22 protein-coding genes and 4 pseudogenes are annotated in these 24172 nt (G+C 59.7%); 13 read left to right on the top strand and 13 right to left on the bottom strand.

Annotated elements, in window-relative coordinates; translation table 11 throughout:
• Positions 1-132: 132 nt before the first annotated feature.
• From AB7008_RS40690 to AB7008_RS40670, 5 genes are all read right to left on the bottom strand, one after another.
• Positions 133-447 (bottom strand): hypothetical protein, encoded by a 315-nt coding sequence (locus AB7008_RS40690; RefSeq protein ID WP_039153444.1) that lies wholly within the window; start codon positions 445-447, stop codon positions 133-135.
• Between the two features lie 156 nt (positions 448-603).
• Positions 604-807 carry a hypothetical protein gene (locus AB7008_RS40685; protein WP_125459137.1) on the bottom strand — a complete coding sequence of 68 codons (204 nt, stop codon included), beginning with the start codon at positions 805-807 and terminating at the stop codon, positions 604-606.
• Between the two features lie 101 nt (positions 808-908).
• Positions 909-1271 carry a hypothetical protein gene (locus tag AB7008_RS40680; protein ID WP_248879798.1) on the bottom strand — a complete coding sequence of 121 codons (363 nt, stop codon included), beginning with the start codon at positions 1269-1271 and terminating at the stop codon, positions 909-911.
• 1140 nt (positions 1272-2411) lie between these two features.
• Positions 2412-2708 carry a hypothetical protein gene (locus tag AB7008_RS40675; RefSeq protein WP_248879797.1) on the bottom strand — a complete coding sequence of 99 codons (297 nt, stop codon included), beginning with the start codon at positions 2706-2708 and terminating at the stop codon, positions 2412-2414.
• Positions 2709-3025: 317 nt separating this feature from the next.
• Complete coding sequence (locus AB7008_RS40670; RefSeq protein ID WP_441260612.1) at positions 3026-3469, bottom strand: ATP-dependent DNA ligase; 444 nt, start codon at positions 3467-3469, stop codon at positions 3026-3028.
• On the opposite strand from AB7008_RS40670, the pseudogene istB reads away from it, so the two are divergent.
• Positions 3460-4220: pseudogene (istB, locus tag AB7008_RS40665) on the top strand (IS21-like element helper ATPase IstB). The gene AB7008_RS40670 and the pseudogene istB overlap by 10 nt on opposite strands.
• 1196 nt (positions 4221-5416) lie before the next feature.
• Here the strand turns inward: istB and AB7008_RS40660 are convergent.
• Positions 5417-5608 carry a CsbD family protein gene (locus AB7008_RS40660; protein ID WP_028170261.1) on the bottom strand — a complete coding sequence of 64 codons (192 nt, stop codon included), beginning with the start codon at positions 5606-5608 and terminating at the stop codon, positions 5417-5419.
• Positions 5609-5941: 333 nt separating this feature from the next.
• On the opposite strand from AB7008_RS40660, the gene AB7008_RS40655 reads away from it, so the two are divergent.
• A complete protein-coding gene (locus AB7008_RS40655; protein WP_200875119.1) occupies positions 5942-6118 on the top strand; it encodes a hypothetical protein in 177 nt (58 codons plus the stop codon).
• A 490-nt stretch (positions 6119-6608) separates the two neighbouring features.
• Positions 6609-7011 (top strand): annotated as a pseudogene (locus AB7008_RS40650) (transposase); the annotation flags it as partial.
• 472 nt (positions 7012-7483) lie between these two features.
• Here the strand turns inward: AB7008_RS40650 and AB7008_RS40645 are convergent.
• Both AB7008_RS40645 and AB7008_RS40640 read right to left on the bottom strand, forming a co-directional pair.
• Positions 7484-7816, bottom strand: a pseudogene (locus AB7008_RS40645) (transposase); the annotation flags it as partial.
• 87 nt (positions 7817-7903) lie between these two features.
• Positions 7904-8008, bottom strand: coding sequence for a DUF1003 domain-containing protein (locus AB7008_RS40640; RefSeq protein WP_232208633.1), 105 nt, complete (start codon positions 8006-8008; stop codon positions 7904-7906).
• A 399-nt stretch (positions 8009-8407) separates the two neighbouring features.
• Between AB7008_RS40640 and AB7008_RS40635 the strand changes: the two genes are divergently transcribed.
• A complete protein-coding gene (locus AB7008_RS40635; RefSeq protein ID WP_232208625.1) occupies positions 8408-8761 on the top strand; it encodes a hypothetical protein in 354 nt (117 codons plus the stop codon).
• A gap of 100 nt (positions 8762-8861) precedes the next feature.
• On the opposite strand, the gene AB7008_RS40630 is transcribed toward AB7008_RS40635, so the two are convergent.
• Positions 8862-10226 (bottom strand): alpha,alpha-trehalose-phosphate synthase (UDP-forming), encoded by a 1365-nt coding sequence (locus AB7008_RS40630; RefSeq protein WP_039153430.1) that lies wholly within the window; start codon positions 10224-10226, stop codon positions 8862-8864.
• A 261-nt stretch (positions 10227-10487) separates the two neighbouring features.
• Positions 10488-10736, bottom strand: a complete 249-nt coding sequence (locus tag AB7008_RS40625) for a hypothetical protein (protein ID WP_018273528.1) — start codon at positions 10734-10736, stop codon at positions 10488-10490.
• 209 nt (positions 10737-10945) lie between these two features.
• On the opposite strand from AB7008_RS40625, the gene AB7008_RS40620 reads away from it, so the two are divergent.
• Positions 10946-11221, top strand: a complete 276-nt coding sequence (locus AB7008_RS40620; RefSeq protein ID WP_018648614.1) for a hypothetical protein — start codon at positions 10946-10948, stop codon at positions 11219-11221.
• Positions 11222-11237: 16 nt separating this feature from the next.
• On the opposite strand, the pseudogene AB7008_RS40615 reads toward AB7008_RS40620, so the two are convergent.
• A pseudogene (locus AB7008_RS40615) lies at positions 11238-11587 on the bottom strand (IS701 family transposase); the annotation flags it as partial.
• A gap of 186 nt (positions 11588-11773) precedes the next feature.
• On the opposite strand from AB7008_RS40615, the gene AB7008_RS40610 reads away from it, so the two are divergent.
• The 5 genes from AB7008_RS40610 (at position 11774) to AB7008_RS40590 (ending at position 15546) form a co-directional block, all read left to right on the top strand.
• Positions 11774-12043, top strand: coding sequence for a hypothetical protein (locus AB7008_RS40610; protein ID WP_038958099.1), 270 nt, complete (start codon positions 11774-11776; stop codon positions 12041-12043).
• Positions 12044-12387: 344 nt separating this feature from the next.
• Positions 12388-12705 carry a co-chaperone GroES gene (locus AB7008_RS40605; protein WP_039153424.1) on the top strand — a complete coding sequence of 106 codons (318 nt, stop codon included), beginning with the start codon at positions 12388-12390 and terminating at the stop codon, positions 12703-12705.
• A 136-nt stretch (positions 12706-12841) separates the two neighbouring features.
• Positions 12842-14482, top strand: a complete 1641-nt coding sequence (gene groL, locus AB7008_RS40600) for a chaperonin GroEL (protein ID WP_248879796.1) — start codon at positions 12842-12844, stop codon at positions 14480-14482.
• A 375-nt stretch (positions 14483-14857) separates the two neighbouring features.
• Complete coding sequence (locus AB7008_RS40595; RefSeq protein ID WP_347343415.1) at positions 14858-15283, top strand: hypothetical protein; 426 nt, start codon at positions 14858-14860, stop codon at positions 15281-15283.
• The gene (locus AB7008_RS40590; protein ID WP_347343451.1) at positions 15280-15546 is read left to right on the top strand and encodes a hypothetical protein; all 267 of its coding nucleotides are present in this window, start codon (positions 15280-15282) and stop codon (positions 15544-15546) included. Before AB7008_RS40595 ends, AB7008_RS40590 begins: the two co-directional genes overlap by 4 nt.
• Before the next feature lie 18 nt (positions 15547-15564).
• Here AB7008_RS40590 and AB7008_RS40585 read toward each other — a convergent pair whose 3' ends face one another.
• Both AB7008_RS40585 and AB7008_RS40580 read right to left on the bottom strand, forming a co-directional pair.
• Positions 15565-15759: a hypothetical protein gene (locus tag AB7008_RS40585; protein ID WP_039153419.1), complete on the bottom strand. Its 195-nt coding sequence runs from the start codon at positions 15757-15759 to the stop codon at positions 15565-15567.
• Positions 15760-16200: 441 nt separating this feature from the next.
• Positions 16201-17880, bottom strand: a complete 1680-nt coding sequence (locus tag AB7008_RS40580) for a site-specific integrase (RefSeq protein WP_441260611.1) — start codon at positions 17878-17880, stop codon at positions 16201-16203.
• Between the two features lie 557 nt (positions 17881-18437).
• Between AB7008_RS40580 and AB7008_RS40575 the strand changes: the two genes are divergently transcribed.
• The 3 genes from AB7008_RS40575 (at position 18438) to AB7008_RS40565 (ending at position 24161) form a co-directional block, all read left to right on the top strand.
• Positions 18438-18605: a helix-turn-helix domain-containing protein gene (locus AB7008_RS40575; RefSeq protein WP_441260610.1), complete on the top strand. Its 168-nt coding sequence runs from the start codon at positions 18438-18440 to the stop codon at positions 18603-18605.
• 517 nt (positions 18606-19122) lie between these two features.
• The gene (locus tag AB7008_RS40570; protein ID WP_441260609.1) at positions 19123-20670 is read left to right on the top strand and encodes a hypothetical protein; all 1548 of its coding nucleotides are present in this window, start codon (positions 19123-19125) and stop codon (positions 20668-20670) included.
• 92 nt (positions 20671-20762) lie between these two features.
• Positions 20763-24161: an AAA family ATPase gene (locus tag AB7008_RS40565; RefSeq protein ID WP_441260608.1), complete on the top strand. Its 3399-nt coding sequence runs from the start codon at positions 20763-20765 to the stop codon at positions 24159-24161.
• Positions 24162-24172: the final 11 nt, after the last annotated feature.

The following is a 24172-nucleotide window of genomic DNA, read 5'->3' as shown; positions in this document are numbered from 1 at the left end:
GTAGCGGCAAAGTTTAACCGAGACTGCGCGTCAGACGCCGAGTGAAGCGTTCGATCTATGCCATTTGAAGATGGCCTCAATGAAAATGGCCGCGGAGTACTCCGCGGCCATTCATAGATATCCTTTCGTCCCTCAGTAGCGGTCGGTCCCGATTCCGACGCTCACGCCGGGAGCGCGGAAGCCGACGCCGGCACGGTCGTCATAGCCGCGCCGCTCGATGTAACGCTCGCGAGGAGCATATCCGTAAGCATCGCGCCCGTCGCGCATGATAACATGGCGTTCGCCGCGTTCGCGCCAGCAGCGACCATCTTCATTGCAGACCATGCGAACGTTTTGAATGTTGCTCTCCGGCGCAATCGAAACGCTGGCGGAAAGTGGGGCGGCTGAAGCGGCGGTCACAATAAGCGTACTTGCGGCGGCTACCAGAGTGATTGCGAAGGTTTTCATAATAGCATTTCTCCAAAGGTGATTGTGTCAGTGAGCCAATGGGCTCGCGACAGGATGGTTCCAGGAACTCGAATGCGAATAATATTTAGCGCAGGTGCAGGCGAGGAGCAGGGACTCCAAGTTGAAGGCGGCTTGATACCCACACCCGTCGGCTTGCTAAGCAATTGATGCCAATGCCGCACGCCGCAGTTCGTTCTGATTGCGCTCACCGGTCGCAGCACGAGCGAGGATGTTCTGCGCAACCTGCAAACGGTTGGAGGTCGTGAGCACAGTGGGTGAGAATGACCCTATCGCATCCTCAAAAATTGCTTTGAAGCTGGCAAGCTCTTCTGGAGAATAGACTACACGTTGATTCATCATCCTAATGACTTTCCCTATTTGCTACGTCTTGTCGGTGTGCCCTCTCACTGTCGCGCGCAAAAAAAATCGGCCAGCGGCGTCGGTCCAATTGCCATCGGAAGTTACTCCCTACCAGCTTCGGCCACGGAGTTGCGCGCGATGGTACCGGCAGAAATTTGAACTAAAGAACCGATTGCCCAACAGCCTGCGATCACAACGATCGAACCGTGAGACACGACCTGATCAACGACAATCATGCTGACAGATAGAAACGCTGCAATCGCGGCAATGAATGTGTCTGCTGCGCTGAAGATCTCAGCCGCATCGGTGTGGCTCCGCTCTTCCGGGAGCCCCTGAGCACGATGGCGAGGTAGGTCGATGCCGATATAGAAGCTAAAAGCTCCGTAGAGCATCAGCAGCAAGATGAACCAGACACTTCCAAATAGTTCGTGTTCGAGGCGCATCAACGCTGCGGCCACGTACATGCCGCACGAGCCTCCAATCGTGGCGAGTCCAATCCTTTCAAGGAAATGCGCCGATTTGATGAGGGGAGAAGGAGCGACCCATATGGTCGCCGCGCCATAAGTGTACTTTGCCGCAGACAGGGCACTGGGAACTCATTTTCATGTCGTTCTTCCTTCTGCGATTGCCTGACGCGCGCGACGTGGTCGGCACTCCCGTGTTTGGAACAGCAATTTTGGAAAGAGTTTGCCTACCGACGGCAATGTGCTGCCATTTAGATGGAGGCGAGGACTTCGGTGCGTCGCCGTTTTGGCAGCTGTCGGGCAAGCAATCCGCTTGACCGCTACAAAAACGCTACTCCGTTTCCGGTCCAACGCCTAATCAATAATGACTGGCAATGGAGGCGGTCTGAAAAATCTGCGGTGTTATGCCTCCGACGAAACTCTCTGAGTCGCCGCAATCCCACAAGGGATGGCATCGCAGCGCGAGGTCGTACGCGCTGCGCCCAGCGGCCGATGCGAAGTCAATTGTGGGCTCGCTGCATTCCCGCGATTGGTATTCCCGCCTCTTGGCCTGCGGAATGGATTACGGCAGCGCCACCTACCAATGAGGTGAGCTTTCAAATGCCAAGCAGATTGTGCCGTGGCGAAGCGCGCAGGTGTCACCCGCTTCCCGCAGCTTGTCGCGAGGTCTGTCCGAGGTGCTACTGCACGGGCTCTCCTAGGTGACTGAGGGTGTTACGCTCCCGCCGTGATGGCTAAAACATACAGCCAGAACGACGCTGGCGCAGCCAGAGCACTGGATCTCGCATCGGCAGGCGTGCCTTCTGTCACAGGCAATTTGCCGCGACCGGAATCATCCTTGTGGTTGTGCAGAAATCAGGCAATCTCCCGCGGAGCTCCGCTGTCTCCACCGGCCTTCCAACCGCCCCGGCGGCGTCGAAGATCTCCCGTTGCAGCACCGTCGGCAAGGCGTTCCATTGCATGATGAGGGCCGCGCCAAGACAACGCAGAATGTACTCCTCGTCAGCCGCGAGGGCTGCGCCGCGGGGATGGTCCTGCTCCGGGATGAGAACGGAGCCGTTGCAAGCCTCCGCGAACCCTCGCTTGTCATCCGTCAAAAAGACGAAGCCGTCCCTTCAGGTCTTGAATTTACGCGTTTCCTCAGCGCTGAGAACCCTTGACGAGTTCGCCGCGCGCGGTTGCCCTTGGGCGATGCTGCTCGGATGTGAACATGCAGAGCCCTCTCGTTGGTTGACCAGGACAGATATGGATATGGGGCGAAGGTTCGAATAACGAGCCCAGGCGCAAAATAAGATTGCCAACGGAGCGCGCGGATAGGCTTTGCTGTGCGTCCAACCGTCCCGCCTGGCAAAAAGAGCCGCTGCGGCGGACTGCAATCAGGAACAATTCACCACCATCTTCGACCGCATCGTAGTTGCGAGCGATGGCGTCCTTCATCGCGAACCTCTCTGACAGTTTGTCCGCCGATAACTTCGGTCGACATTCAGATCTGATCAGGTAGCCTGCTTAATTCGCCGAGCTGCGCTTTTCCGGTTTAGCTCACTTGACGGACTCTGCCAGACCGGCTCGACCGGTCCGTATCTTCGTTTATGAAAACGGTGCCTCAATAGCGCTGTCGTGTCCCCCAAATCGCACGGCAGGCCGCGTGAACGACTATGGTTCGGAAACTCAATCATGGTTGAGGCCGAATAGTTGTCAGTGCACGAGACTCCGGGCCTGCCTGCGCGCGACTTGCATCGGGGCTTTGCCACAGTCTATCCCATGACGCACTCGCGCGCAGTCGGTCGATAAACTGACAAGAGGCGCGGCTGCACCTTATGGTCGTGTTGCCCGCTGTGCAGCGCGTTGAAGTCGCTGATGCCGTCCACCCCAAGGATCACGGCCTCGCCATCGATCACAAACCTCTTTTGGCGGTTCCTCAGCGCGGCCTCAGCAATCCAGGGATAACGCTTCGTCCAGTCGCTGCCGTTGCGGGAGGGCAGCCGGACGCGCTCGTTTTCCCGGATGACCAGCATCCGATGGCCGTCGTGCTTTACCTCATGGATCCAGTCCGGCCCTGGCGCGGTCCGCCGGGCTGAGATCACGGCGGCGGTGCTGGCGCCGTCCTCACCGCCGGCGTTGTTGCGCCCTCTTGCCGAATACGAAGCCAGGGTCGGAGGAAGCTTCTGATGGCGCGGCAAAGAAGGTAATGGAAGCAACGACCGATCCGCTCGATGCCATGCTGGCGCGACTGCAGCTCTCCGGCATCTGCGATCAGCTCGACAGCCTGCTCGACGAGGCGGCACGCGCGAACCTGTCGGCGCGTGAGACACTGATCCTGCTGTACGAGCGCGAGATTGCGCGCAAGGATCATCGCCGTATCGAGATGGCACTAAAACTTGCACACTTCCCGGCCGTGAAGGAGCTTGCGGGCTTCGACTTCGAGGCGCAGCCGTCGATCGATCCGAAACAGATCCGCGACCTGCCCGCGTCACGTTGGATCGCCAACGGTGAGAACGTGCTGCTGCTCGGCCCACCGGGCGTCGGTAAGACGCACCTGTCGATCGCGCTCGGGCGAGAGGCGATCCTGGCCGGTTACACGGTGCAGTTCACAACCGCGACGACGCTGGTCGCGGGCCTTGCCAAGGCACATGGCGAACGGCGTCTGGACGAGAAACTGCTCGCGTGTCGAAGCCAAAGCTGCTGATCGTCGACGAGCTCGGCTATCTGCCGCTGGAACCTGACGCGGCACATCTCTTCTTCCAACTGGTCAGCCGGCGCTATGAAACTGGCGCCATGCTGATCACCTCGAACCGCAGTGTTGCCGAATGGGGCACTGTGTTCGCCGGTCCCGTGGTCGCCACCGCGATCCTCGACCGGCTCTTGCATCACAGCCACGTGCTGACGATCCGCGGCGATAGTTACCGGCTCCGCGCCAAGCGAAAGAGCGGCCTCATCGCCCGCCGGTGACGGCCCTCCGGTCGGCTCCGCCTCCCTCCGGCCCGTCACCGGCGGAAACAACCTTCAACCGAGATCATAACCCAGATGGTGGGGGCAGTTCTTCATGACGCAAAGGGGGCAGTTCCGGATGGCGTTTGACACCTAGGACGCGCGGCAACAAAGTATGGCTTTGGCTGTTCACATGCATGGAAGCGCATCTTCTGCAGGTCACTACTGACGATGGCGAGTGCCGGTTTTGGTTAGCAGCCGGTACGGAAGAAGAGGCCGTTCAGCTCGTCTTGGATGCCATCCCGGAGGGATGGACCGCCAAACTAATCGATCGCGGGGGCACCGCTCTGGAGCAAGCTGCAGCGCTCGGCCTGACTGTTGGACTCGCGCCAGGAGAAGCCCGCGAGGTAAGCAGAGGAGTCGGGCTTAGCTGATACGCAGGCGTTTCTCCGCCGCCTCGATCTGCGAGCGGGGAAACCGGCCAGATGAATTTTGAAGCTTTAGCCCACAAGGAGCGTCAGATGAGCGAACGACGTGAGCTATATCGTAGTACCAACGGCGACGCTTGATTTCTGGGACGCGAGCCGGCCAATGGCCATGCTTTCATCATTCATCAGCCAAATGCGCCTTCTGGCGGCCGACTGACACACATTGAACTCGGCGATTTCTTGCGAAGGGAGCCGAAAGGACCCGAGCACCAGGCTCTTCTGCGCCTGATAGGTACGCTAGTGAACGTGCCACCGTACGCTTAGGGCGTACCAGCAGCGTTAGAGCGGCCTAGCGCTCATTCCACATATACGGGCTGTTCTCCGAGACCATAAGCAGAGACGGATCGGATATCGGCACACCTTGCAGGTCAATCGAGGCGTTTGAAAGGATCTGCGTGTACTCGCCATCAAAGCAATTGACGACCAAGCGCCGATCACCATCCAACGCTCTCTCCGCATGCGAATCTTCCTGAGCAGAGCTCGTAGCGGCCAACGCAAGCATTGACTAGCTGTTCCTACAGGATGCAAACGCTCCCTCACGCTTGGTGGCTGATAACCTCAGTAAGGAAGAGCAGCGAACGGCCGGCGCACACGAAAATTGAGGTTCGGGGCGAGGACGGGCCCTTCCAAGCCTCGCGCCATTTCGGGATCAAAAGATCCAAGAAGCCGTCTCCCCACCAGAAAAGAGAGGGCCGCCCGGAGGCGGCTAGTTTTTGTCTTCTCTTCTGCTTATTTCTTGAGGGCGTCAGCGGCGTCCCGCGCTGCATCCTTCACATCTCCCGCCGCATTGTGGGCAGATCCCTTGGCCTTGTCGATCTTGCCTTCGGCTTCCATGTCCTTGTCGCCAGTGAGCTTACCGGCACCTTCTTTGATGGCGCCTTTTGCCTTGTCGGCAGCGCCCTTCACATGTTCGCGGTCCATGATCGTGTCCTTTGCTGTTGGGAGAGCACACAACGAAAGCGTTGCGCAGTGGTTCCTCCTGCGGAGGCCCGCTTAAGGCCGCCGGCGTCGGACGCCTCGGCATATTGAAGGCAAGCCACCACTAAATTCTCGTCGCCTGGCGGGCCGTTCTAACCGACTCGTGCTCTTATGGGGCGCGCCGGCCGGTCGCCGAGTGCGCGCAAGCGGATGGTCAAAATTGCTCAGACCTAGTCTGCGACAAGTGTTAACAACACCCATCACCGTCCGGTGCATGGCTTCTATCGGTGCTGAGAACCCCAGTTGCGCTCCCGCCTAACCGAACAGGGAGCACCCATGTTCAAGCAATCATCGATATTTCAATACCGCTTAGAGGACGAGGCAATTGACTTGCGCAAGCAGGCTGAGGGTATGGCTCATGGCGGTCGACGCAACGAACTTTTACGGATCGCAAGCCGGATCGAGACCTCGGTTAAATGGCTGGATTCACCCGGTCTGCGCGCTCCGACATAGACTACTAGCGCAGAGAGGCGGCACCAGCCGGTAGCCTCTCGTTCACGCGCGTGGCCTTTGTTTCTCGTTTTCTGGAAGGTTCCTCTGGGCCGGGCGGCTGGCCTATCTCCGTGGCCTAATTTGATTCTGGGAGTGGCCTGTTTTGAATTTGGCCAGATCTGAGCATGATCAAGGTTTCTTGCCCGCTGAGAACGGAACTGGAATGCAGTTGCCAAGCCATTTGTGGTGCCTTGATCAATTTTGCTCAGTTTTGATCTGCCATGCCTGCAAGGATGCCATGGCCGGAACATAAATCCGAGGGCAATGATGATCAGCGTTTCACTGTGCCAGGAAGCTGCGGACCACTATTCTACACTGTCCCGTCAGGCTAGCCCTTCCCAGGATCGCGCCGCCGTCCTCAAGAACATCGCCCGAACTTTGCGGGGTTTAGCCGGTCAGCTCGATAGGCTGGCGTCTCTTGAGAGAACCTTGGGCAAGTAAGGCCGCCTCAGTTGAAAGGATTCCGTCGGCGAGAACCATCGCGCGCCTGATGACCATCGGCCGAGACTTGCTCACGAAAGCGGAGGCTGTCACGGTCTCGGCGATCGAAGCTGGTGTACCAACCCTGGTCGAGGCACGCGAGATCATCGCCGAATTCCACCTGATGATCCGACGCAAGACCGAGGCGGGCCTCATCCCATGGATCGAGCGCGCCCGCGTCAGCGCCAGTCTCGTCGCCTCGTTCTCCAGCGGCGTCGCGAAGGATGAGGCGGCGGTACGGGCGGCAATCACTTCACCATGGTCCAACGGCCAGACTGAAGGTCAGATCACGCGCCTCAAGCTCGTCCGACGTCAAAATGTACGGCCGCGGCAAAATCGATCTGCTTCAAGCCAGACTAATTCGTTCAGAATAGTCGGCGCTGCACCAAACTTGCGTCAGAGCCAATATTGCAGGCCGAATGACAAGCAGGAGGAGCTGGCGCGCGAGGCAGCCGATCGTGGTTCCAGGATCGGCTCATCACCCGTGTGGGCGAGATGACTGGTGTCGCGCTCCCCAAGGATTAGGGATCACGAGCTGGGCGTCACCTCCATCCAAACACAGTCCCCCGGATTCCTACGGAGCGATCGCCATCTATCGTTTACGCACTGCTGGTACGATATCTCCCGCATGGGCGGCGACATCGATCCTCAAAATCAGGCTGAGGCGGCGATGAAGGAGGCCGTCAACGCCGATGGTTTCCAACGGCAGCGTTGGATTCAGGTCGCGCAGGCCTGGCTCGAGCTCGCTCGGCCGGCAGAGGGTAGGTACCGTTATGGACGAGAGAAGGGCACGAACGTTTATAATGGCAGCGGCCTTGACCTTGCTCCCAAATCCCGTTTTGAGTTCACCGGCCAGATCGCCCGGTGCTTCGCGATGAAGACGAACTTCATGTCGCTTCCTTCGCGAAGAAAGCTCCGGCCTTTTTTTAGGATATCCCGCTCGGCCTTCAGCTTGGCGACCTCACGGCGCAACCGCTCGATCTCGTGCTGCTCGGGCTTCATCTGCCCATGACCGGGAAAGGCCTGTACCGGATCGGCGCCAAGCTCCTTCACCCACTTGCGCAGAACATTCTCATGAACATCCAGGTCCCGGCCGGCTTGCGCCACCGATACCCCGCGCTCCCGCACCAGCTTAACCGCCTCGACCTTGAACTCGCGACTGAACTTCCGTCTCTTCATCGCCCACCTCCGGCTTCATGAAACACCTGATCTCGGTGTCCATCAAACCGGCAGCAGCTCAAATCTCAGATTGGCGGTTTTGGCTCATCATGATGATGGGCGCTGCGTAAGCGCCTGGAAGGAAAGAACCAAGTTCAGCAAAATGAAGGGAAAAGGGTCCCAATGTCTGATGAATGCTATCATGTTCAGCATGATCCAAATGCCAAGAAGGACGCTTTGGATGATGATGAAGCACCAAGAACCAACTGTTTCAGCGACCCGGTCAGCAAGCATCGCGCCCGGCGTCAGTGCGAGCTTGGGTAAGTTGCGGGCTGGCTTTTGAGTCCGGAGTTCTCGCAGCCGCTCCTGGTCTTCTGGACTGAGGTGGACTTATGGGTTTGGTCATTTGTTGCATCCACAGTTGAGAAGGGTCTACGGGCCACGGGAGGAAGCTAGTACGACCATCGATGGCTGTTGCCTGATCTCTGTTGCCGAAAATCCGTGAATCTGAATCAGGCGGGCAGTAGCTACAAAGGCGACGAGGCGTCCTGCGCTGGCCGCGACGCCGGGTTCGGAAGGCCGCGTCGGCCAGCAGAGGAAGGAGTGATCCGGATGACTATACCAGCGAAAGCCGAGGCGCCGCCGCCGACCGTCTTCGTTTTGGAGATCGACGGTCAGCCCATTCTGGCGTTCAGAGCTGCGACGATTCGTCAGGCCAGAGAACTCGGCAAGGAGGACTGGCTGCAAGATGATTTGAAGCGAATGATGGTCGGACACAGGCCGCTTTGGAATGGGAAGTCGCCGATCAGGGTGCGTCGCGCCAAGCCAGAAGAAGAAGTGTACTACGTTGACGCGAAAACGGAGAATGCTGCAGGCGATTCGCCTTTGGTCTTTCTGGTTCGGCGGGACGATCAAGCGGATGCAGGTAGTCCCGTCACCCGTGGATCATTTCCGCCCCGGAGATGATTTCGAAGTAACACCTTATCGGCGGACTGGGCGGCCTCGTTGACGAACGAGATTATCGCGACCTGCTGCACCGATGCCACGTCCCGAACGACATCCACAGTTAGCTGCTGAGTGCCCCGAGGAAACTCTCGCGCCACGCCGCAATGCTATTGCGGCGTAGTACCACCATCATGGCCCGCCAACGATCGCATCGCTCCCCAAGTGGCATCCCCAGCGCTGTCTGCAATGCTTCGGCGACGGCGTCGGGGTCATACGGGTTGGCGATCACGGCAGTGTCGAGTTCGTAGGCCGCGCCGGCAAAGGGCGAGAGAACGAGCACGCCAGGGTCATCGGGGTTCTGTGCAGCGACATACTCCTTGGCAACCAGGTTCATTCCGTCGCGCAACGGAGTGACAAGAGCGACGCGGCTGAGCCGAAAGAAGCCAGCGAGCGAACGCTGCGAGAAGCTCCTGTTCAAATACTGGATCGGCGCCCAATCGAGTTCCGCGTAGCGACCGGCCACGTCGCCCGCCAGCGCACCAAGCCTCTGTCGCAACGCACGGTATTCAGGAACGTCGCTGCGCGTTGCGGTGGCGATCTGCAGCAAGCGGACGTGGTTGCGGTATGCGGGATAGCCCTCGAGAAAGGCGGCGAACGCTTTGAACCGGTGCTCGAGACCCTTACTGTAATCCAGCCGGTCCACCCCAATGATGAGCTTGCGCCCCCGGAGACTCTCCTGCAGCCGGCGGGCCGTTCGGGATTTCACAGCGCGACTAGCCATTTCGGCGATCGCTTCAGTATCGATACCAATCGGGAAGGCGCCGGCGCGCAGAACCCGATCGAAAGCGTGAACGTGGCCATCGGACGAAATCGTGCCTCCTGCACGGCGAAGGATGGCGTCATGGAAGGCGGTCAAATCCTCCACCGTCTGGAAGCCGACGAGATCGTAAGCGCACAGTGATTTCAGCAGGTCGCCGTAGTGAGGAAGGGTCGCCAGCACCCCCAAAGACGGAAACGGCGTATGCAAGAAAAACCCGATCCGCTGTGTGGCGCCGGCGCGGCGAAGTTCCTCGGCCATCGGGATCAGATGGTAGTCATGCACCCAGACGAGGTCACTCGGGCTGAGCAGGGGCGCGAGGGCGTCGGCGAGCACGGCGTTCACCCGTCGATAGGCGGCCAAGTCCCGGCGGGTAAAGTTCATGAGGTCAAGGCGATAGTGGAATAAGGGCCACAGTGCCGCGTTGGAGAAGCCGCTGTAGTAGCCGTCATGGTCCGCGCGGGTAAGATCGACGGTAGCGTACGTCACTCCCTCGGTCTCAAAAACGTTCGGCTCTTTTGTTGTTTCTCCAAGCTTGCCACTCCACCCGAACCATAAGCCTCCAGCCTGATGCAGAGCGTCGACGAGGCCGGTCACGAGCCCGCCGCTGCGCTGCGCAGCTTCTGCCGGCAAGGCGACACGGTTGGAGACGATGACCAAGCGGCTCAAGCGGGTTCCCTCCGCACTGTCAGGGTTGCGTCGAGCCGAGCCGCCAAAAGATCTCGGCGAACACGGCAACGCAATGATCGGCGGTGACATCCGCCGGTGCCCACATTCGCTCGGTCCTCGCGCGAAAATCCACAATTCCTTCTACCGGAACTGACGGTCCCGTCATCAGGCAATCTGGGCGGGCGTTAGCTGTAAAACATATAGATCTTCCCGCAGTAAATATAGGATACTCTGCCGACGATCTGGATTGTTGGGCGCTGTCTAAAGCTGATCTTCGCCAGGATTTCGACGGCAGACGCCCCGGGTGTGCCTCTCGATCTCAGCCAGTGCGGCGTCGAGCGAGGCGTGCGGCCCTTGCTGTATGCCGGCCATAGTTTCCGATGCGTGGCCCTCCGGATGGATCATGAACTGACGTGGAGCGCTTGCCGTGATGCGCCCCATCGAGCGGCCGAGCAGGTCCGTCAGCTGCCAAACCGTGCCTCCCTCTGCCGGTGTAACGATCACATCCATGGTGAGCCTTGAGTCTGTACGCCGCGCGAACAAACCGCTGCAATAACCGATGGGCGAACTACCGAGTTCCGCGGCCGCGGCATTCTCGGTACTGGAAGGATTGGCGCTTCGGATCGCCCCGCGATCGAGCGAATGGCGCTTAATGCCGACATGTGCGACTATATAGAATGGTCAAAAAGAAAGGTCGAAGGCCAACGTCGGGAGAAGAAATGGCAACCGCTCTCGACCGTTGGGACGAGGAAGGCGGAGCGCAGGAGTTGGCGTGGCCTTTACCCTATGAAGCCAGCGATTTGCGCGATGTGGAGCGCAGAGTCCTGGAATGTCTGGGTGCCGCCCTTGTCAGCGAATGGAATGATCTGCCTACTGACGTCCAGCGCAGGCTCTTCGAGCACGCGGCCTCGGGCAAATCGCACGACGCCACCGTGTTGAAGACGCGGATCGCCCGTTTCCTGCATGATCATAAAGGTGCTTCGGGTGGGCGCTAACACGACTTTGGCAGATTTATTCACGCCTTGCTCTTCGCTGACCTGTGTTCTGCAGTATCCGTATCGCGGATCTGATGGCTGAAGAATGAGAGCGACGATGGCGGGACGCGCGGCTGGCAGGTTGGGCTGAGGTGGTGGCCGTCGATTCATTTTTGCGCCCCGTCTTGGCAATGCGGAAGTGCTGCAAGAAGGCGTAAGCAATCATCGTCATAAGAGCGTGACGATGAAGACCGTGCCAGAACCGTCCCATCGCGCCATGACGGTTGTAGCCAACCGCTGCAAGTCTATCTCGGCTGGTAGATTTGCGAGATAGCATTTCTTCTCTCCGAGTCGCGATGCTTGCCGATCGCCAACTCGCATTTTTTCACTTGGCATCAGCAAGCATTTCGTCCGCCGGCATCTATACAAATCCGCGATGTGTATTGCCTTGTGTTTGGTGACTTCGCAGCCATCTCATGATAAAGAGATAGCTAATCTCGGCACAGAGAGCACTGTAAACGGATTGCTTCACTATCGCGCCGATGCAAAGCCGTTTCTGAAGGATAGCCGATCATGACCATGCGCTCCCGACGCGAAACGGTCACCTTCAAGCATCCCTTCCGGATCAAGGGCATCGACCGCCTCCTGCCTCCGGGTGCCTACGAGGTCATCACCGATGAGGAGATGATCGAAGGATTGTCGTTCGAGGCGTTTCGCCGGGTTGCCACTATGATCACGGTGCCGGCGGCGCCGCCGCGCACTTCAACGGTGGAGAGGATTTCCATCAACCCGGTCGATTTGGCTGACGCTCAGCGCATTGATGCCGACGCGCCTCGTGAGTGACGAGCCACTCGATCTCGACAAGCACCGCTGAATGGCTGCACAAGAAGCGACCGACGTCCGGCGCATTCTGGCGCACGTCGAGAACAACGCAATGCCCCTGCGCGATGGGAAGCTTTCTTAAATCTGATGATGCGGCGTCCAACGACTTTCGCACCACACAGCTGGCCTTCACCGGATCCTTAGCCGCCGCGGTCTTGGCAGCTATTTCGTGTTGCTCTGAGCAGAATATCGTTTCGGGACGGTCTTGTACGTCCCCTTGCGGCGGCTTATGTGCTGATTAGCACTCTCTGGCCACGACTGCCATTTCGTCCAAAGCAACAACAACAAGAAAACAGGAGGACAGCATGAAATTCCGTCCGCTTCACGACCGCGTTGTGGTCAAGCGCATTGAGGCCGAAGACAAAACCGCTGGTGGCATCATCATTCCGGACACTGCCAAGGAAAAACCTTCGCAGGGCGAGATCACGGCGGTTGGCCCAGGCGGCCGAGATGAATCCGGCAAACTGATTCCCATCGATCTCAAGGTTGGCGACCGCGTCCTGTTCGGCAAGTGGTCAGGCACCGACGTCAAGCTCGATGGTCAGGAACTACTGATCATGAAGGAAAGCGACATTATGGGCGTTCTCACTGAGCTGCCCGCCGCCAAGAAGAAGGTCGCATAGACGCCAGCCAATTTTCCTTATCCTGAGCTGCAGCCCGCGTCTCGAAGGACGAGGCCTGCAAATTCAAGTCCCGCCACTTAAGGGCTCGTCCAGTCGCACGGTCCTTGGATCTGACCAGTTGAAAACGGAGATCATTATGTCGGCCAAAGAAGTTAAGTTCGGCGTCGACGCCCGCGACAGGATGTTGCGCGGTGTTGAAATTCTCAACAATGCGGTTAAGGTCACGCTCGGGCCCAAGGGCCGGAACGTCGTGCTCGACAAGTCGTTCGGCGCCCCCCGCATCACCAAAGACGGCGTCACTGTCGCCAAGGAGATCGAGCTTGAGGACAAGTTCGAGAACATGGGCGCGCAGATGGTGCGAGAAGTTGCCTCCAAATCGGCAGATGCAGCTGGCGATGGCACCACCACCGCGACCGTGCTCGCGGCTGCGATCGTCCGTGAAGGCGCGAAGGCGGTTGCCGCCGGTATGAACCCGATGGACCTGAAGCGCGGTATCGACCTCGCGGTGGAAGCCGTGGTCGCCGATCTCGTGAAGAACTCCAAAAAGGTCACCTCGAACGAGGAGATCGCCCAGGTCGGCACCATCTCGGCCAACGGCGACGCGGAGATCGGCAAGTTCCTCTCCGACGCCATGAAGAAGGTCGGCAACGAGGGTGTCATCACCGTCGAGGAAGCCAAGTCGCTCGAGACCGAGCTCGACGTCGTCGAGGGCATGCAGTTCGACCGCGGCTACATCTCGCCGTACTTCGTCACCAACGCCGACAAAATGCGCGCCGAAATGGAAGACGCCTACGTCCTCATCCACGAAAAGAAGCTATCTCAGTTGAATGAACTGCTTCCGCTGCTGGAAGCCGTCGTCCAGAGTGGCAAGCCGCTTGTGATTATCGCGGAAGACGTCGAGGGCGAAGCGCTCGCGACCCTGGTCGTGAACCGCCTCCGCGGCGGTCTGAAGGTCGCGGCCGTGAAGGCTCCGGGCTTCGGCGATCGCCGCAAGGCCATGCTGCAGGACATCGCGATCCTGACCGGCGGCCAGGCGATCTCGGAAGATCTGGGCATCAAGCTCGAGAACGTCACGCTCAACATGCTCGGTCGCGCCAAGAAGGTGATGATCGACAAGGAGAACACCACCATCGTCAGCGGCGCCGGTAAGAAGGCCGACATAGAGGCGCGGGTGGCGCAGATCAAGGCGCAGATCGAGGAGACCTCCTCGGACTATGACCGTGAAAAGCTGCGGGAGCGTTTTGCCAAACTCGCGGGCGGCGTCGCGGTGATCCGCGTCGGCGGCGCGACCGAGGTCGAGGTGAAGGAGCGCAAGGATCGCGTTGATGACGCGATGCACGCGACCCGCGCGGCCGTCGAGGAAGGCATCCTGCCGGGCGGCGGCGTCGCCCTGCTGCGTGCTTCCGAGCATCTCAAGGGGCTGCGCACCAAGAACGATGACCAGAAGACCGGCGTCGAGATCGTGCGCAAGGCGCTGTCTGCGCCGGCCCGCCAGATCGCGATCAACGCTGGCGAGGACGGCTCCGTCATCGTCGGCAAGATCCTGGAGAAGGATCAGTATGGCTACGGCTTTGACTCCCAGTCCGGCGAGTACGGCAACCTGGTCACCAAGGGCATCATCGACCCGACCAAGGTCGTTCGTGTGGCGATTCAGAATGCGGCTTCTGTTGCGGCGCTCCTGATCACTACCGAAGCCATGGTGGCCGAATTGCCAAAGAAGAACGCCGGCGGTGGCGGCATGCCTCAAGGTGGCGGCATGGGTGGTATGGATTTTTAAGTCCTACTCGTTCACAGCTCGTGAGGACGCCTTGTGCAATATCTCAAAATCAGCACTTTGCATTGCAGCCGGGTGGCGGGTGAGAATTGTTACCAAACCAGTCAGGACGCACCCCACCGTTACTGGATTTTGGGAAGTGCATAGCTCCGCCCTGGTTGGTCGCCCCCGTGATTAGACCGAAGACCGCGATCATCTGGGACGCGGGGATCATGAGTAGCAGGCCGGCTACGATCGAGACACCCGGTGCAATAGCGACCACAGCGAGCAGCAGCATAATAGGGGCCGAAGGAGTGCTTGTGTAGGCGACCCATCAGCCAGCCCAGGGTAAAGCGATCTTGCCGGTGCCTCGTCGAGCTCGTCAAGCTGCAGCGCAGCGTGATTGAGCGCGGCCAGCGAATCCTTGTCATCGTCGAAGGTCGCGACGCCGCCGGCAAGGATGGCACGATCAAGTCGATTGTGGAACATCTAAGCCCGCGTGATACCCGCATCGTAGCGCTGGGGCCGCCGAGCAATCGGGAGCGGTGTTCATGGTACTTCCAGCGTCACGTTTCGCACTTGCCCGCGGCAGGAGAGATCGTGCTGTTCAATCGCAGTTGGTACAACCGTGCTGGAGTTGAGCGTGTCATGAACTTTTGCACCAAGAAGGAAACCGAGGAATTCCTCGAGACCGTGCCGGGTTTCGAAGCAATGATTGAGCGTTCGGGTATTACCCTGCTCAAGTACTATCTTGATATTTCGAAACAGGAGCAGAAGCGACGGCTCGCCGACCGCCAAAGGGATCCCCTGAAGCGGGGAAGCTGAGCCCCATCGATGCCAAGGCGCAGAAGCTTTGGAAGGCCTATTCCGAAGCCCGGGACAAGATGCTGGAACGGACGCACACCGTCACCTCGCCCTGGACCGTGGTCCGGGCCGGCGACAAGGAACATGCGCGACTTAATATCATTCGCGATGTTCTGTGGCGGCTGCACTATCCCGGAAAGCACCGTCGTCTCCACAGGCCCGATCCGGCGGTCGTTTTTCCTTACGATAAAGCCTGTTATGAGCGCGGCCTGATCGAGGCTTAGGTGGCTTACCTTGATGCCTCAGTTTGCATCGAGCGAAATTGTGTAGCCTGCATTTTCGAGAGCGGCGAGGACGGCTGTTGCGATAGTCTTGCATTCGTTGGGCTCTTTGTAAGTTTTCGGCAACGCCGTCCCGTTTCCCGCGTCCGGAAAATCAACGAAAGCTGATTGGATAGCGCGTTCGATGATCCTTTGGAGCTTCTCATCCCGTATCATTGCCTCGTCTCCCGCTTCTCGACGATCGTCACAATATCATCATTTTACCTAGAGCCGCTGCGGTACGCTGCCAATGCGCTGGAGTGCACAATATCCTGTTTGAAGGAGTAAAACGTATTCTCGTTCCTCCGACGATCAGCGCAAGCGAGCGTAGCCCTCACCGATTTGCGACGCTCAAGCCGGGCCTCTTTGCGGTTGGCGACGTGGGGGACGGCGTCTATCGGCAAGCTGTCACGCCGGTCTCGGCTGCATGACGGCACTTGAGGCCACTCGCTTTCTCTTGGCCCAATGTCCTTCCAGCCGGCGCGCTTGTCCTATTGAAGATAGGCTCAACCCTTAAGCGGCAGGTCGAGCAATGTATGGCTGTAATTTCAATTACATTCGAGTTCGCAGTTTTGTTCTGAGTGGCGCGCCATTCAGAACAGTCCAACGAACTCTGATTCAGTACGTCTTCAGCATTGTGAGCTCGCCGGCATCGGCTCGGTTTTTGGCGGCGAGCAAGATCTCCCTCATCTGCTTGATCACCTGCGGTTCTAGGGCTTCGATCTTCGCCGCGATCTGCGGATCAAGAATGCCTTTGCGGCCATACCGCCCTCGAACGTCGCTGGCATGTCCGAGAATGCGGTCGCGCGTGCGTTGTGCGATCGCATCATTGTCGAGCCAATCGGCCATGAGGTGCCGCGTCGAATAGAGGGTAAGGTCCGCGCGATCGAGTTTCAGTTTCGTCTTCACGTACTGCCATGCCTTGCTCAGCGGCTGCGACCAGCGGATCGTACCGTCTTTGCGAGTATAGGCGTCCCATTCCGGGAAGAGCCGTTCCTCTTGCTTGTCCATCAGATCCTGCATTCGATCCAGCAGCCCCAACTCGATGAGAAGCGGATGGATCGGAATGACCCGCCCGGCAGCGTTCGTCTTCAGATTGCGCAGATCCTTCACCGCGACGCGGCCATGGCGAGCATCGAACTGGCGCAAGTCGAAATAGTAGAACTCGCCATCGGTTCGGATATCGGCGCATTTGAGCTGGCCGACCTCGCCGGGCCTCATGCCGGTGAGGATGCAGATCAAGAAACCCCAGTAGATGTGCGATTGCACGAAGTACCGGCCGGGCTGCCAGACGTGCACGCGATTCTTGCAGCCGGTGAAGAGCGGCAGGCGCAACAGCGTCAGCAGCTCGTCATCGTCGAAGGCATCGCGCGGCAGCGGCGCCAAATTTTCGGGATCGATGCACACGAACTTGGGACGCGGTCTGCAGTAATGCTTTTCCGCGATGGCGAAGTCGACGAACTTATAGAGCCCGGCCCAGTACCGGCTCTTGATGGTGGTGGTCGTCACGCGCTCGAGCTGCGACCACTTCGTCTCTTCCGCATATTTGTAGCGCTGGAAAAGCGTCTTCGCGAACCGGCGTGGAATGTTATCGCGATTGGGGATATCCGGCAGCGCCTCGTCGAGTTGCTTCCATTTGGCATCGGTCAGTTCATCCATCCGCGGGTTGTCCAGGAAATCGATGGCGAACTGGATGACGGGTTCAGCTTCTCCGCGGCCCTTCGCGGTGTGTTTCCGCTTGCGGTCCAGCGGTTTGAGAAATTCCGCGAGCACGTCGGACATCCGGCAGGAATTGTCTTCGGCGGCCTCCCCGGTGGGGGCACATACCGCGGGCTCGGAGACCGGCGAGATCGAGCCCACCTTCTGCGCCGGAAGCAACGGAAGCCTTTGGGCGACTGCGTCCTGCACGAGGCGATCGAACATCGCGATGGGATCGAACGGTTGTGCGACCGCCGGGGCGGCGGGCGCCGTCCAGCCTTCCTTGACCGCCTCGGCCGCGTCATGCCGGCCGTTTTCATAGGCACGCCGAACGTTTAGGCGGGCGATCTCGCTTTCGGCCGCCTTGTTCTGGTTGACGAAGTCGACCCAGGTGCTCGGCATCCGAGGGAAACGCTGCGGGTAGGCATAGCCGCGGTCCTGCGCCCGGCCGAGATAGCGCCTGACCTCATGTTCGAACGCGCAGCGCTCGGCCAGCAGCCGCTCGTTCGCCGGCACGCCATGCTCGACATAGGCGTGCAGCCGCGCGTCGAGGATGGTCCCCAACGCCTCCAGGTCGGGAGCCGCGATCAGCTCCTGCACCCATCCGAGATTGTCCATCAGCCGCCGCCTAGCCTCATCAAAATTCCCGGTCCTGAGGCTGACACGAAGGAGGGGGAGCCCAAAGAGCTGAGCGGCCTGTTTCCCCAGCCGAATCTGCAGGAAATAGCGTCCATCGCCGCGCCGGGCGAGGTAGGAAGGACGAGCCACGCGTAGGCCTTTCCGGGGGGCGGGCCGGGTGAGACATCCCCGTGGGATGTAACACCATCAAATCCGCTACCACATTCCGGCCAACGTGCTGGAAAAGCTCAGGATTTCGCTTCGATTTTAGACCTGGTAGCGCGTCCCTCTCCCGCTACCACCTTTCCCCACACCCCTTTGACCTGGTCTGGGAAAGCTTTTTCCCCTAGCAGGGCGTTTAGCCGGTCCGATATCTCCCCCGTTACGCCACCGAGGCGTGATGGATCTCGGAAGACGGTGAAAGTGTCGATCAGGTCTCTGATGGCTTCGGCGGCCTCTCCGTCGACCGAACTGATACCCTTCGTTAGCGCCTCCTCGAGCCGACCTAGCTGTTCTTCATATCGCTTGAGAATAGTTGGATGCAGAGCGACCTCTTTTGCGGCCAGGAAGAGCTTTCGTTTCAGGCAAAAGTGGATCGCAGCTACATCAGCCAGCTGGAAACAGGTGTTTACAGCGCATCAGTCACGATGTTGGCAAAGTTAGCGAAAGCTCTCGGCGTGGAGGTCAGCGAGCTAATGAAGCGGTAACGCGGCGGAAGCGCTCGCTAGCTGGAAGTGCCTAGAGCGCTATATGGATCGCGCGGGCTCCGTCGTCGCTAGGCAAGCTCGGCCGGCACAGCGCCGCAGAACCCGGCACTGCCGGGCAGCTTGGCCTCGAACGGAAATTGTACACTCGGCCGATGTCGCGCCCAGCATCTACGCCGACCGTACCTTCAGAAGCCCGCCGAACTGCCTGTGCAAAGGCATCGCCGGAGAACAATCTAAAGTCGGCCAGAAACGCCTGAACCAACCATGCCCAAGTCATTCTTGCCTGTCGTTCACTCGACCCGTGTAGTTTGGGCAAGGACGGCCGACACAGCTTCGGGTTGCCTGTCGGCACTCTGCGGGTTACCGTGCGGGCTTGGGAGTCTAGGCTAGCCTGCGTGGGTATCGGAGGCGGCTGGCTGGAATCCTGTCGTACTGGGGAGGTTGAAGGCCGCCCGCGGGCGGCCCACGGATAGCTTGTGTCGTATTGAACGGCCCATCGGCTTCGTGGAGAGTCCCTATGGATCAGGTCGCTGCCTCGCTTCCGTTCCTGCCGTCGGAGGACGTCGTCTGGGGATGGCACCAAGAACTCGCGGCGATGGGCCCTCGGTTTACGGGCAGTCCGGGCCACGAGAGCTTCACCGAGTGGTTGAAAGTGCAGTTCGGGGCGGTGCCTGGTTTTCAGCTCCAGCCGCCCGACTCGATCCCATTCCAGCGGTGGCTTGCAAAGGGCTGGTCATTGCGGATCGATCAAGATCCCATGGTCGGTCCCTCCGGAGCGGTGCCGGTCAGTTACTACTACCCGTACTCCGGCATGACGAACGTGGGTGGCGTCAAGGCCAGACTGGTCGACCTCGGCATCTACATGGAGGGCCTGAGCACATCGTCGTTTTGGGCGCCCGCGAACGGTGCGATCGCGCTTGTGCGGCTGCCGCCGTACATCCAATCGATGACATTCGACCAGGTGCCGATCGGCGCCTTTGAACCTGGCAGGGACCAGCTCTCGGCCGTGCTCGACTACGTGGTGCACACAGGCGTGCTGAAGAACCCGGTATTCTCGCTGAGGGGAATCCCCTTGCTGGATGCGAGAAACGCCGGAGTGCGCGGCGTGATCTGTGTGTGGTCGGGGATGTCGGACGGTATGGTCGCGAACCAGTACACCCCGTTCGCCGCGACATACCCGAACGCGTCGGGAGTTCCCGTACCCGGCGATTACGGGTGCCCGGCACTGTGGGTCGGTGACAGCACCGGCCAGTGGCTCGCCCATTCCGCCGCGGCCGGAACGGCCACGGTCACGCTGACACTCACGGCTGATATCACGAAGGACGCTGTGACCGAGACAGTGTGGGGCGTGCTGCGAGGAGCCGGCGGCGATGGAAGCAGCCTCATCATCAACACACATACCGACGGCCCGAATGTACCCGAAGAGAACGGCGCGTTGGGGATGCTCGCGCTTGCGCAACATTTTGCCCAGCAAGGCCACAGCCGCGACCTGTACTTCGTGATGGCAACTGGCCACTTTCAGATTTTGCAATTCGACGAACCCATCCCGAACGCGCGGTTTGTAATGGGCCGGGACGCCATCAGCAAATGGATGGTCGCCCATCCGGAAATCTACCAGCGGGCTCTCGCTGGCGTGACATTGGAGCACCTCGGCTGTACGATGTGGGGCGACGACGACGAGGGGGGCTATGTTCGTACGGGCCCATGCGAGTGGGGCACCACGTATACAACCCAGAAGCAAGGACCGATCAACCTCGACAACCTCGAACTCAGGGCGTACCTCGAGGCGGTCGAAGCCACGAACAGGGCCGGGACCCCGACCGGACCGGTTGGCACGGTGCTGCCGGCGCCCATCTTTTTCGGTGAGGGGGCGCCGCTTTACGCCGGTGGACTAGGAACCGTCTCGACCTGTGCGCTGCCTTCCTACCTGCTGCAGGTGGGTTCATTGACGGAGCCGTATCTGCTCAATCTCGACAAGCTCGACAAGCACCTGATCCATGGTCAAGTCCAGAGCTTCTGCAGAACGATCAGCACACTGGATGCGGCGGCGGCAGGGGACTTTTGAGTGGCCATTGACGTGGTTCATCGAGCGGACATGCGCACTGGCCCAGGACCGGCAACCATGTCAAGATTAGCGCACGTCCCGCAGATTTCGACTTGGCGAAGGTCTATGAGGCTGCGATGCAACAGGTTGCAGACTGGCTCGAACAGATCGGTATGCGTCAATACATCGAGTGCTTTCGCGCACAGGATATCGAGTTCAGCATTCTGGGTGACCTGACCGATCAAGACCTCGACAAGATTGGTGTTACGTCGCTTGGACACCGCCGAAAGCTGCTGCGCGCGATCGCCGATCTGAAAAGTGTGCCAGCTGTCGCCGCCGGGCTCGCGCCGCCTGCCGCGACGGCGCTCGGAGACAGTGGCGAACGCCGCCAGGTTACGGTGTTTTTCTCGGACCTGGTTGGTTCGACCGCGCTCTCGGCCCGTATGGACCCAGAAGACCTGCGAGAGCTTATCTCTACTTATCAGAAATGCGTCTCTGAAATTGTTGGTCGTTTCAGGGGCTTCGTGGCCCGTTATCTGGGCGACGGCATTCTTGTCTACTTCGGCTACCCCAACGCCCACGAAGATGACGCCGAGCAAGCGGTGCGCGCCGGTCTGGACGTCATCGAAGCGATATCGGCGCTCAAGACGCCGACTTCGTTGCAAGCGCGCGTTGGCATCGCAACCGGGCTGGTCATTGTCGGCGATCTGATAGGGGCGGGCGAAGCGCACGAGCGCGGGATCGTCGGCGAGACCCCTAACCTCGCAGCGCGTCTGCAAGGGATCGCCGAACCAAACACCGTGATCATCGGTGAATCGACGCGCAAACTACTCGGTAATCTCTTTGAGCTTCGGGACCTTGGCGGCATCGACCTTAAGGGTGTCGCTGCGCCGGTGCGCGCCTGGGCGGCGCTGCGGGCAAGCGCCATAGAAAGCCGTTTCGAGGCGCTGCATCCGAGCGGCTTGACCACTCTCATCGGGCGCGAGGAGGAAACCGAGCTGCTGTTGCGGCGCTGGTCGCGGGCCAAGAGCGGCGAAGGCCAATTGGTGCTGATTTCTGGTGAAGCGGGGATCGGAAAATCGCGGCTTGCCGCTGACCTGCTGGAACGCGTTGCGCCCGAGCAGCATACGCGTCTACGCTATTTCTGCTCGCCTCGGCATACCGACAGCGCGTTTTACACGATCGCCGATCAGATGGAGCGAGCGGCAGAATTTCTGCACGACGACACACCCAGGCAGAAGCTTGACAAGCTTGATGCTCTGCTCGCGCAGTCTTCAACCTCGGCTGAAGACGCCGCACTTATTGCCGAGATGATCTCGCTACCGAATGACGGCCGATATCACGCTTTGAACCTGACGCCGCAGCAGCGCCGTCAGAAAACCATGGAGGCGCTTACCGCTCAATTGGAAACGCTGTCGCGGCGAAAGCCGGTACTGATGATCGTCGAAGATGCACACTGGGTCGACCCAACTACTCTGGAATTGCTTAAGCGGGTCATCGACCGCATTCGAGCACTGAATGTGTTGCTGCTGATGACATTCCGAACGGAATTTGAGGCCCCGTGGGTTGGACGACCCTATGTCACCACACTCATCATCAATCGGTTGGCGGAGCACGAGGCTGGCAACATGATCAATTGCATCGCCGGCAACAGGCTATTGTCGGCGAGCATCCGGCAAGACATCATCGAGCGTGGCGATGGCATCCCCCTGTTCGTGGAGGAGATGACCAAGGCCGTGCTGGAGGCAGGCAGCGACACCGCCGCCGAGCGCGCGGTTGCCGCCGTTCCGTCGCCAGCGTTGGCAGTTCCAGCGAGCCTGCATGCCTCTCTGATGGCGCGGCTCGACAGGCTCGGCGGGCCGGCCAAGGAGCTTGCACAGGTCGCGGCAGCAATCGGCCGCGAGTTTCCGCATGCCTTGCTTGCCTCTATCATGTCTCAGCCGGAAGCGGAGCTGAAGCTGGCGCTCGACCGTCTAATTGCGGCCGGTTTGCTGTACCGTCGGGACGAGCCTCCGTATGCGACCTATCTGTTCAAGCATGCTCTCGTGCAGGACGCGGCCTATGGAACGCTGCTCCGCGGGCCGCGACGCGCATTACATGCCCGCATCGCCCGGACGCTTGAGAATGAATTCCCCGAAACCGCCGAGAACCTGCCCGAATTGCTGGCCCGACATTGGACCGAGGCCGGCCTGACCGAAAAGGCAGCGAGCTTCTGGGGCAAGGCGGGCCAGCGTTCGTTGGCGCGGTCGGCGCTGGTCGAGGCCGCCGAGCAACTGACGCGCGCCCTGGACCAAATTGCGATGCTTCAGGGAACGCCTTATGTGCGCGCCGAACAGATCAAGCTTCAGTTGGCACTCGTCAACGCGCTGATGCACGTCAAGGGCTACGCGGCGCCCGAGCCGAAGGCGGCCGTCGAGCAGGCACGTCGATTTATCGAACAGGCCGAAGCGCTCGGTGAACCTCCTGAGGACCCGCTGCTGCTGTTCTCCGTTCTCTATGGCGCCTGGGCGGCAAGCTATGTGGCGTTCGAAGGAAACGTGACGCTGGATCTCGCATCGCAGTTTCTGGTGCTTGCGCAAAAGCAGGACCGGGCGGCGCCTCTGATGATCGGGCATCGCCTGATGGGTAGTTCGTTGATGTTGACCGGGTACATCGCAAAGGGCCTGGAGCACTACAATCAGGCTTCCACGCTCTACGAACCTGCTGAGCATCGGCCGCTTGCGACGCGTTTCGGCCAGGATGTCCGCGTCTCGATCTTTGTCTACCGATCGTGGGCTAACTGGATGCTTGGTTACCCTGAGGCCGCGCTGGCAGACGTAGGGTATGCGCTTGAGAGTGCGCGCGAAACTGGCCACGCTGGAACTTGGATGTATGCGCAGTTTCATACATCTCTGACAAATTTTCTTTGCGCGGAATATGAAGCGGCAAACACGCAATCCGATGATGTCGTGAAGCTGGCGCACGAGAAGGGGGCAGCCCTGTGGAAGGCTTTGGGAACGATGGAGAAGGGGTGCGTGTTGGCGGCCACTGGCAAGACTTCGGAAGCAATCCAGATGGTTACCTCCGCGATCGCCACGTATCGCTCTACCGGATCGAGAGTGTATCTGCCGTGCTTTTTGGCACATTTGGCTGCCGCCTATGCGGAGGTCGGCCGATTTGACGATGCTTGGCGCTGCATTGGAGAAGCGCTGGACGCGGTGGAAACAACAAATGAACGATGGTACGAGGCAGAAATTAACCGCATAGCCGGCGCAATCGCATTAAAAGTTCCACAACCGAATTTGTCGCAAGCGGGAGAATACTTCGAACGCGCGCTCACAGTGGCGCGAGCGCAGCAGGCAACGTCCTGGGAGTTGCGTGCTGCCATGAGCATGGCGCGGCTTTGGCGAGACCAAGGGATGCAAGAAAAAGCGCGTGTCCTGCTCGCCACGGTGTACGGCCGGTTCACGGAAGGCTTTGGAACGCGTGATTTAAAGCAGGCGCTGGCGCTGCTTGATGAAATGCATCCCTGACGACCTTGCGA

The sequence above is a fragment of the Bradyrhizobium sp. 521_C7_N1_3 genome, from assembly GCF_052075975.1.
In the GTDB taxonomy this organism is placed as follows: domain Bacteria; phylum Pseudomonadota; class Alphaproteobacteria; order Rhizobiales; family Xanthobacteraceae; genus Bradyrhizobium; species Bradyrhizobium japonicum.
Note: the sequence above shows the minus strand (reverse complement) of the source record. Positions and strands in the feature narration are given on the sequence as shown.

What these genes read in the sequence shown, in the direction of transcription:
- AB7008_RS40690 (WP_039153444.1), bottom strand. Translation starts at nt 447, where the DNA reads ATGAAAACCTTCGCAATCACTCTGGTAGCCGCCGCAAGTACGCTTATT.
- AB7008_RS40685 (WP_125459137.1), bottom strand. Translation starts at nt 807, where the DNA reads ATGATGAATCAACGTGTAGTCTATTCTCCAGAAGAGCTTGCCAGCTTC.
- AB7008_RS40680 (WP_248879798.1), bottom strand. Translation starts at nt 1,271, where the DNA reads ATGTACGTGGCCGCAGCGTTGATGCGCCTCGAACACGAACTATTTGGA.
- AB7008_RS40675 (WP_248879797.1), bottom strand. Translation starts at nt 2,708, where the DNA reads ATGAAGGACGCCATCGCTCGCAACTACGATGCGGTCGAAGATGGTGGT.
- AB7008_RS40660 (WP_028170261.1), bottom strand. Translation starts at nt 5,608, where the DNA reads ATGGACCGCGAACATGTGAAGGGCGCTGCCGACAAGGCAAAAGGCGCC.
- AB7008_RS40655 (WP_200875119.1), top strand. Translation starts at nt 5,942, where the DNA reads ATGTTCAAGCAATCATCGATATTTCAATACCGCTTAGAGGACGAGGCA.
- AB7008_RS40640 (WP_232208633.1), bottom strand. Translation starts at nt 8,008, where the DNA reads ATGCTGAACATGATAGCATTCATCAGACATTGGGACCCTTTTCCCTTC.
- AB7008_RS40635 (WP_232208625.1), top strand. Translation starts at nt 8,408, where the DNA reads ATGACTATACCAGCGAAAGCCGAGGCGCCGCCGCCGACCGTCTTCGTT.
- AB7008_RS40625 (WP_018273528.1), bottom strand. Translation starts at nt 10,736, where the DNA reads ATGGATGTGATCGTTACACCGGCAGAGGGAGGCACGGTTTGGCAGCTG.
- AB7008_RS40620 (WP_018648614.1), top strand. Translation starts at nt 10,946, where the DNA reads ATGGCAACCGCTCTCGACCGTTGGGACGAGGAAGGCGGAGCGCAGGAG.
- AB7008_RS40610 (WP_038958099.1), top strand. Translation starts at nt 11,774, where the DNA reads ATGACCATGCGCTCCCGACGCGAAACGGTCACCTTCAAGCATCCCTTC.
- AB7008_RS40605 (WP_039153424.1), top strand. Translation starts at nt 12,388, where the DNA reads ATGAAATTCCGTCCGCTTCACGACCGCGTTGTGGTCAAGCGCATTGAG.
- groL (WP_248879796.1), top strand. Translation starts at nt 12,842, where the DNA reads ATGTCGGCCAAAGAAGTTAAGTTCGGCGTCGACGCCCGCGACAGGATG.
- AB7008_RS40585 (WP_039153419.1), bottom strand. Translation starts at nt 15,759, where the DNA reads ATGATACGGGATGAGAAGCTCCAAAGGATCATCGAACGCGCTATCCAA.
- AB7008_RS40575 (WP_441260610.1), top strand. Translation starts at nt 18,438, where the DNA reads ATGCAGAGCGACCTCTTTTGCGGCCAGGAAGAGCTTTCGTTTCAGGCA.
- AB7008_RS40570 (WP_441260609.1), top strand. Translation starts at nt 19,123, where the DNA reads ATGGATCAGGTCGCTGCCTCGCTTCCGTTCCTGCCGTCGGAGGACGTC.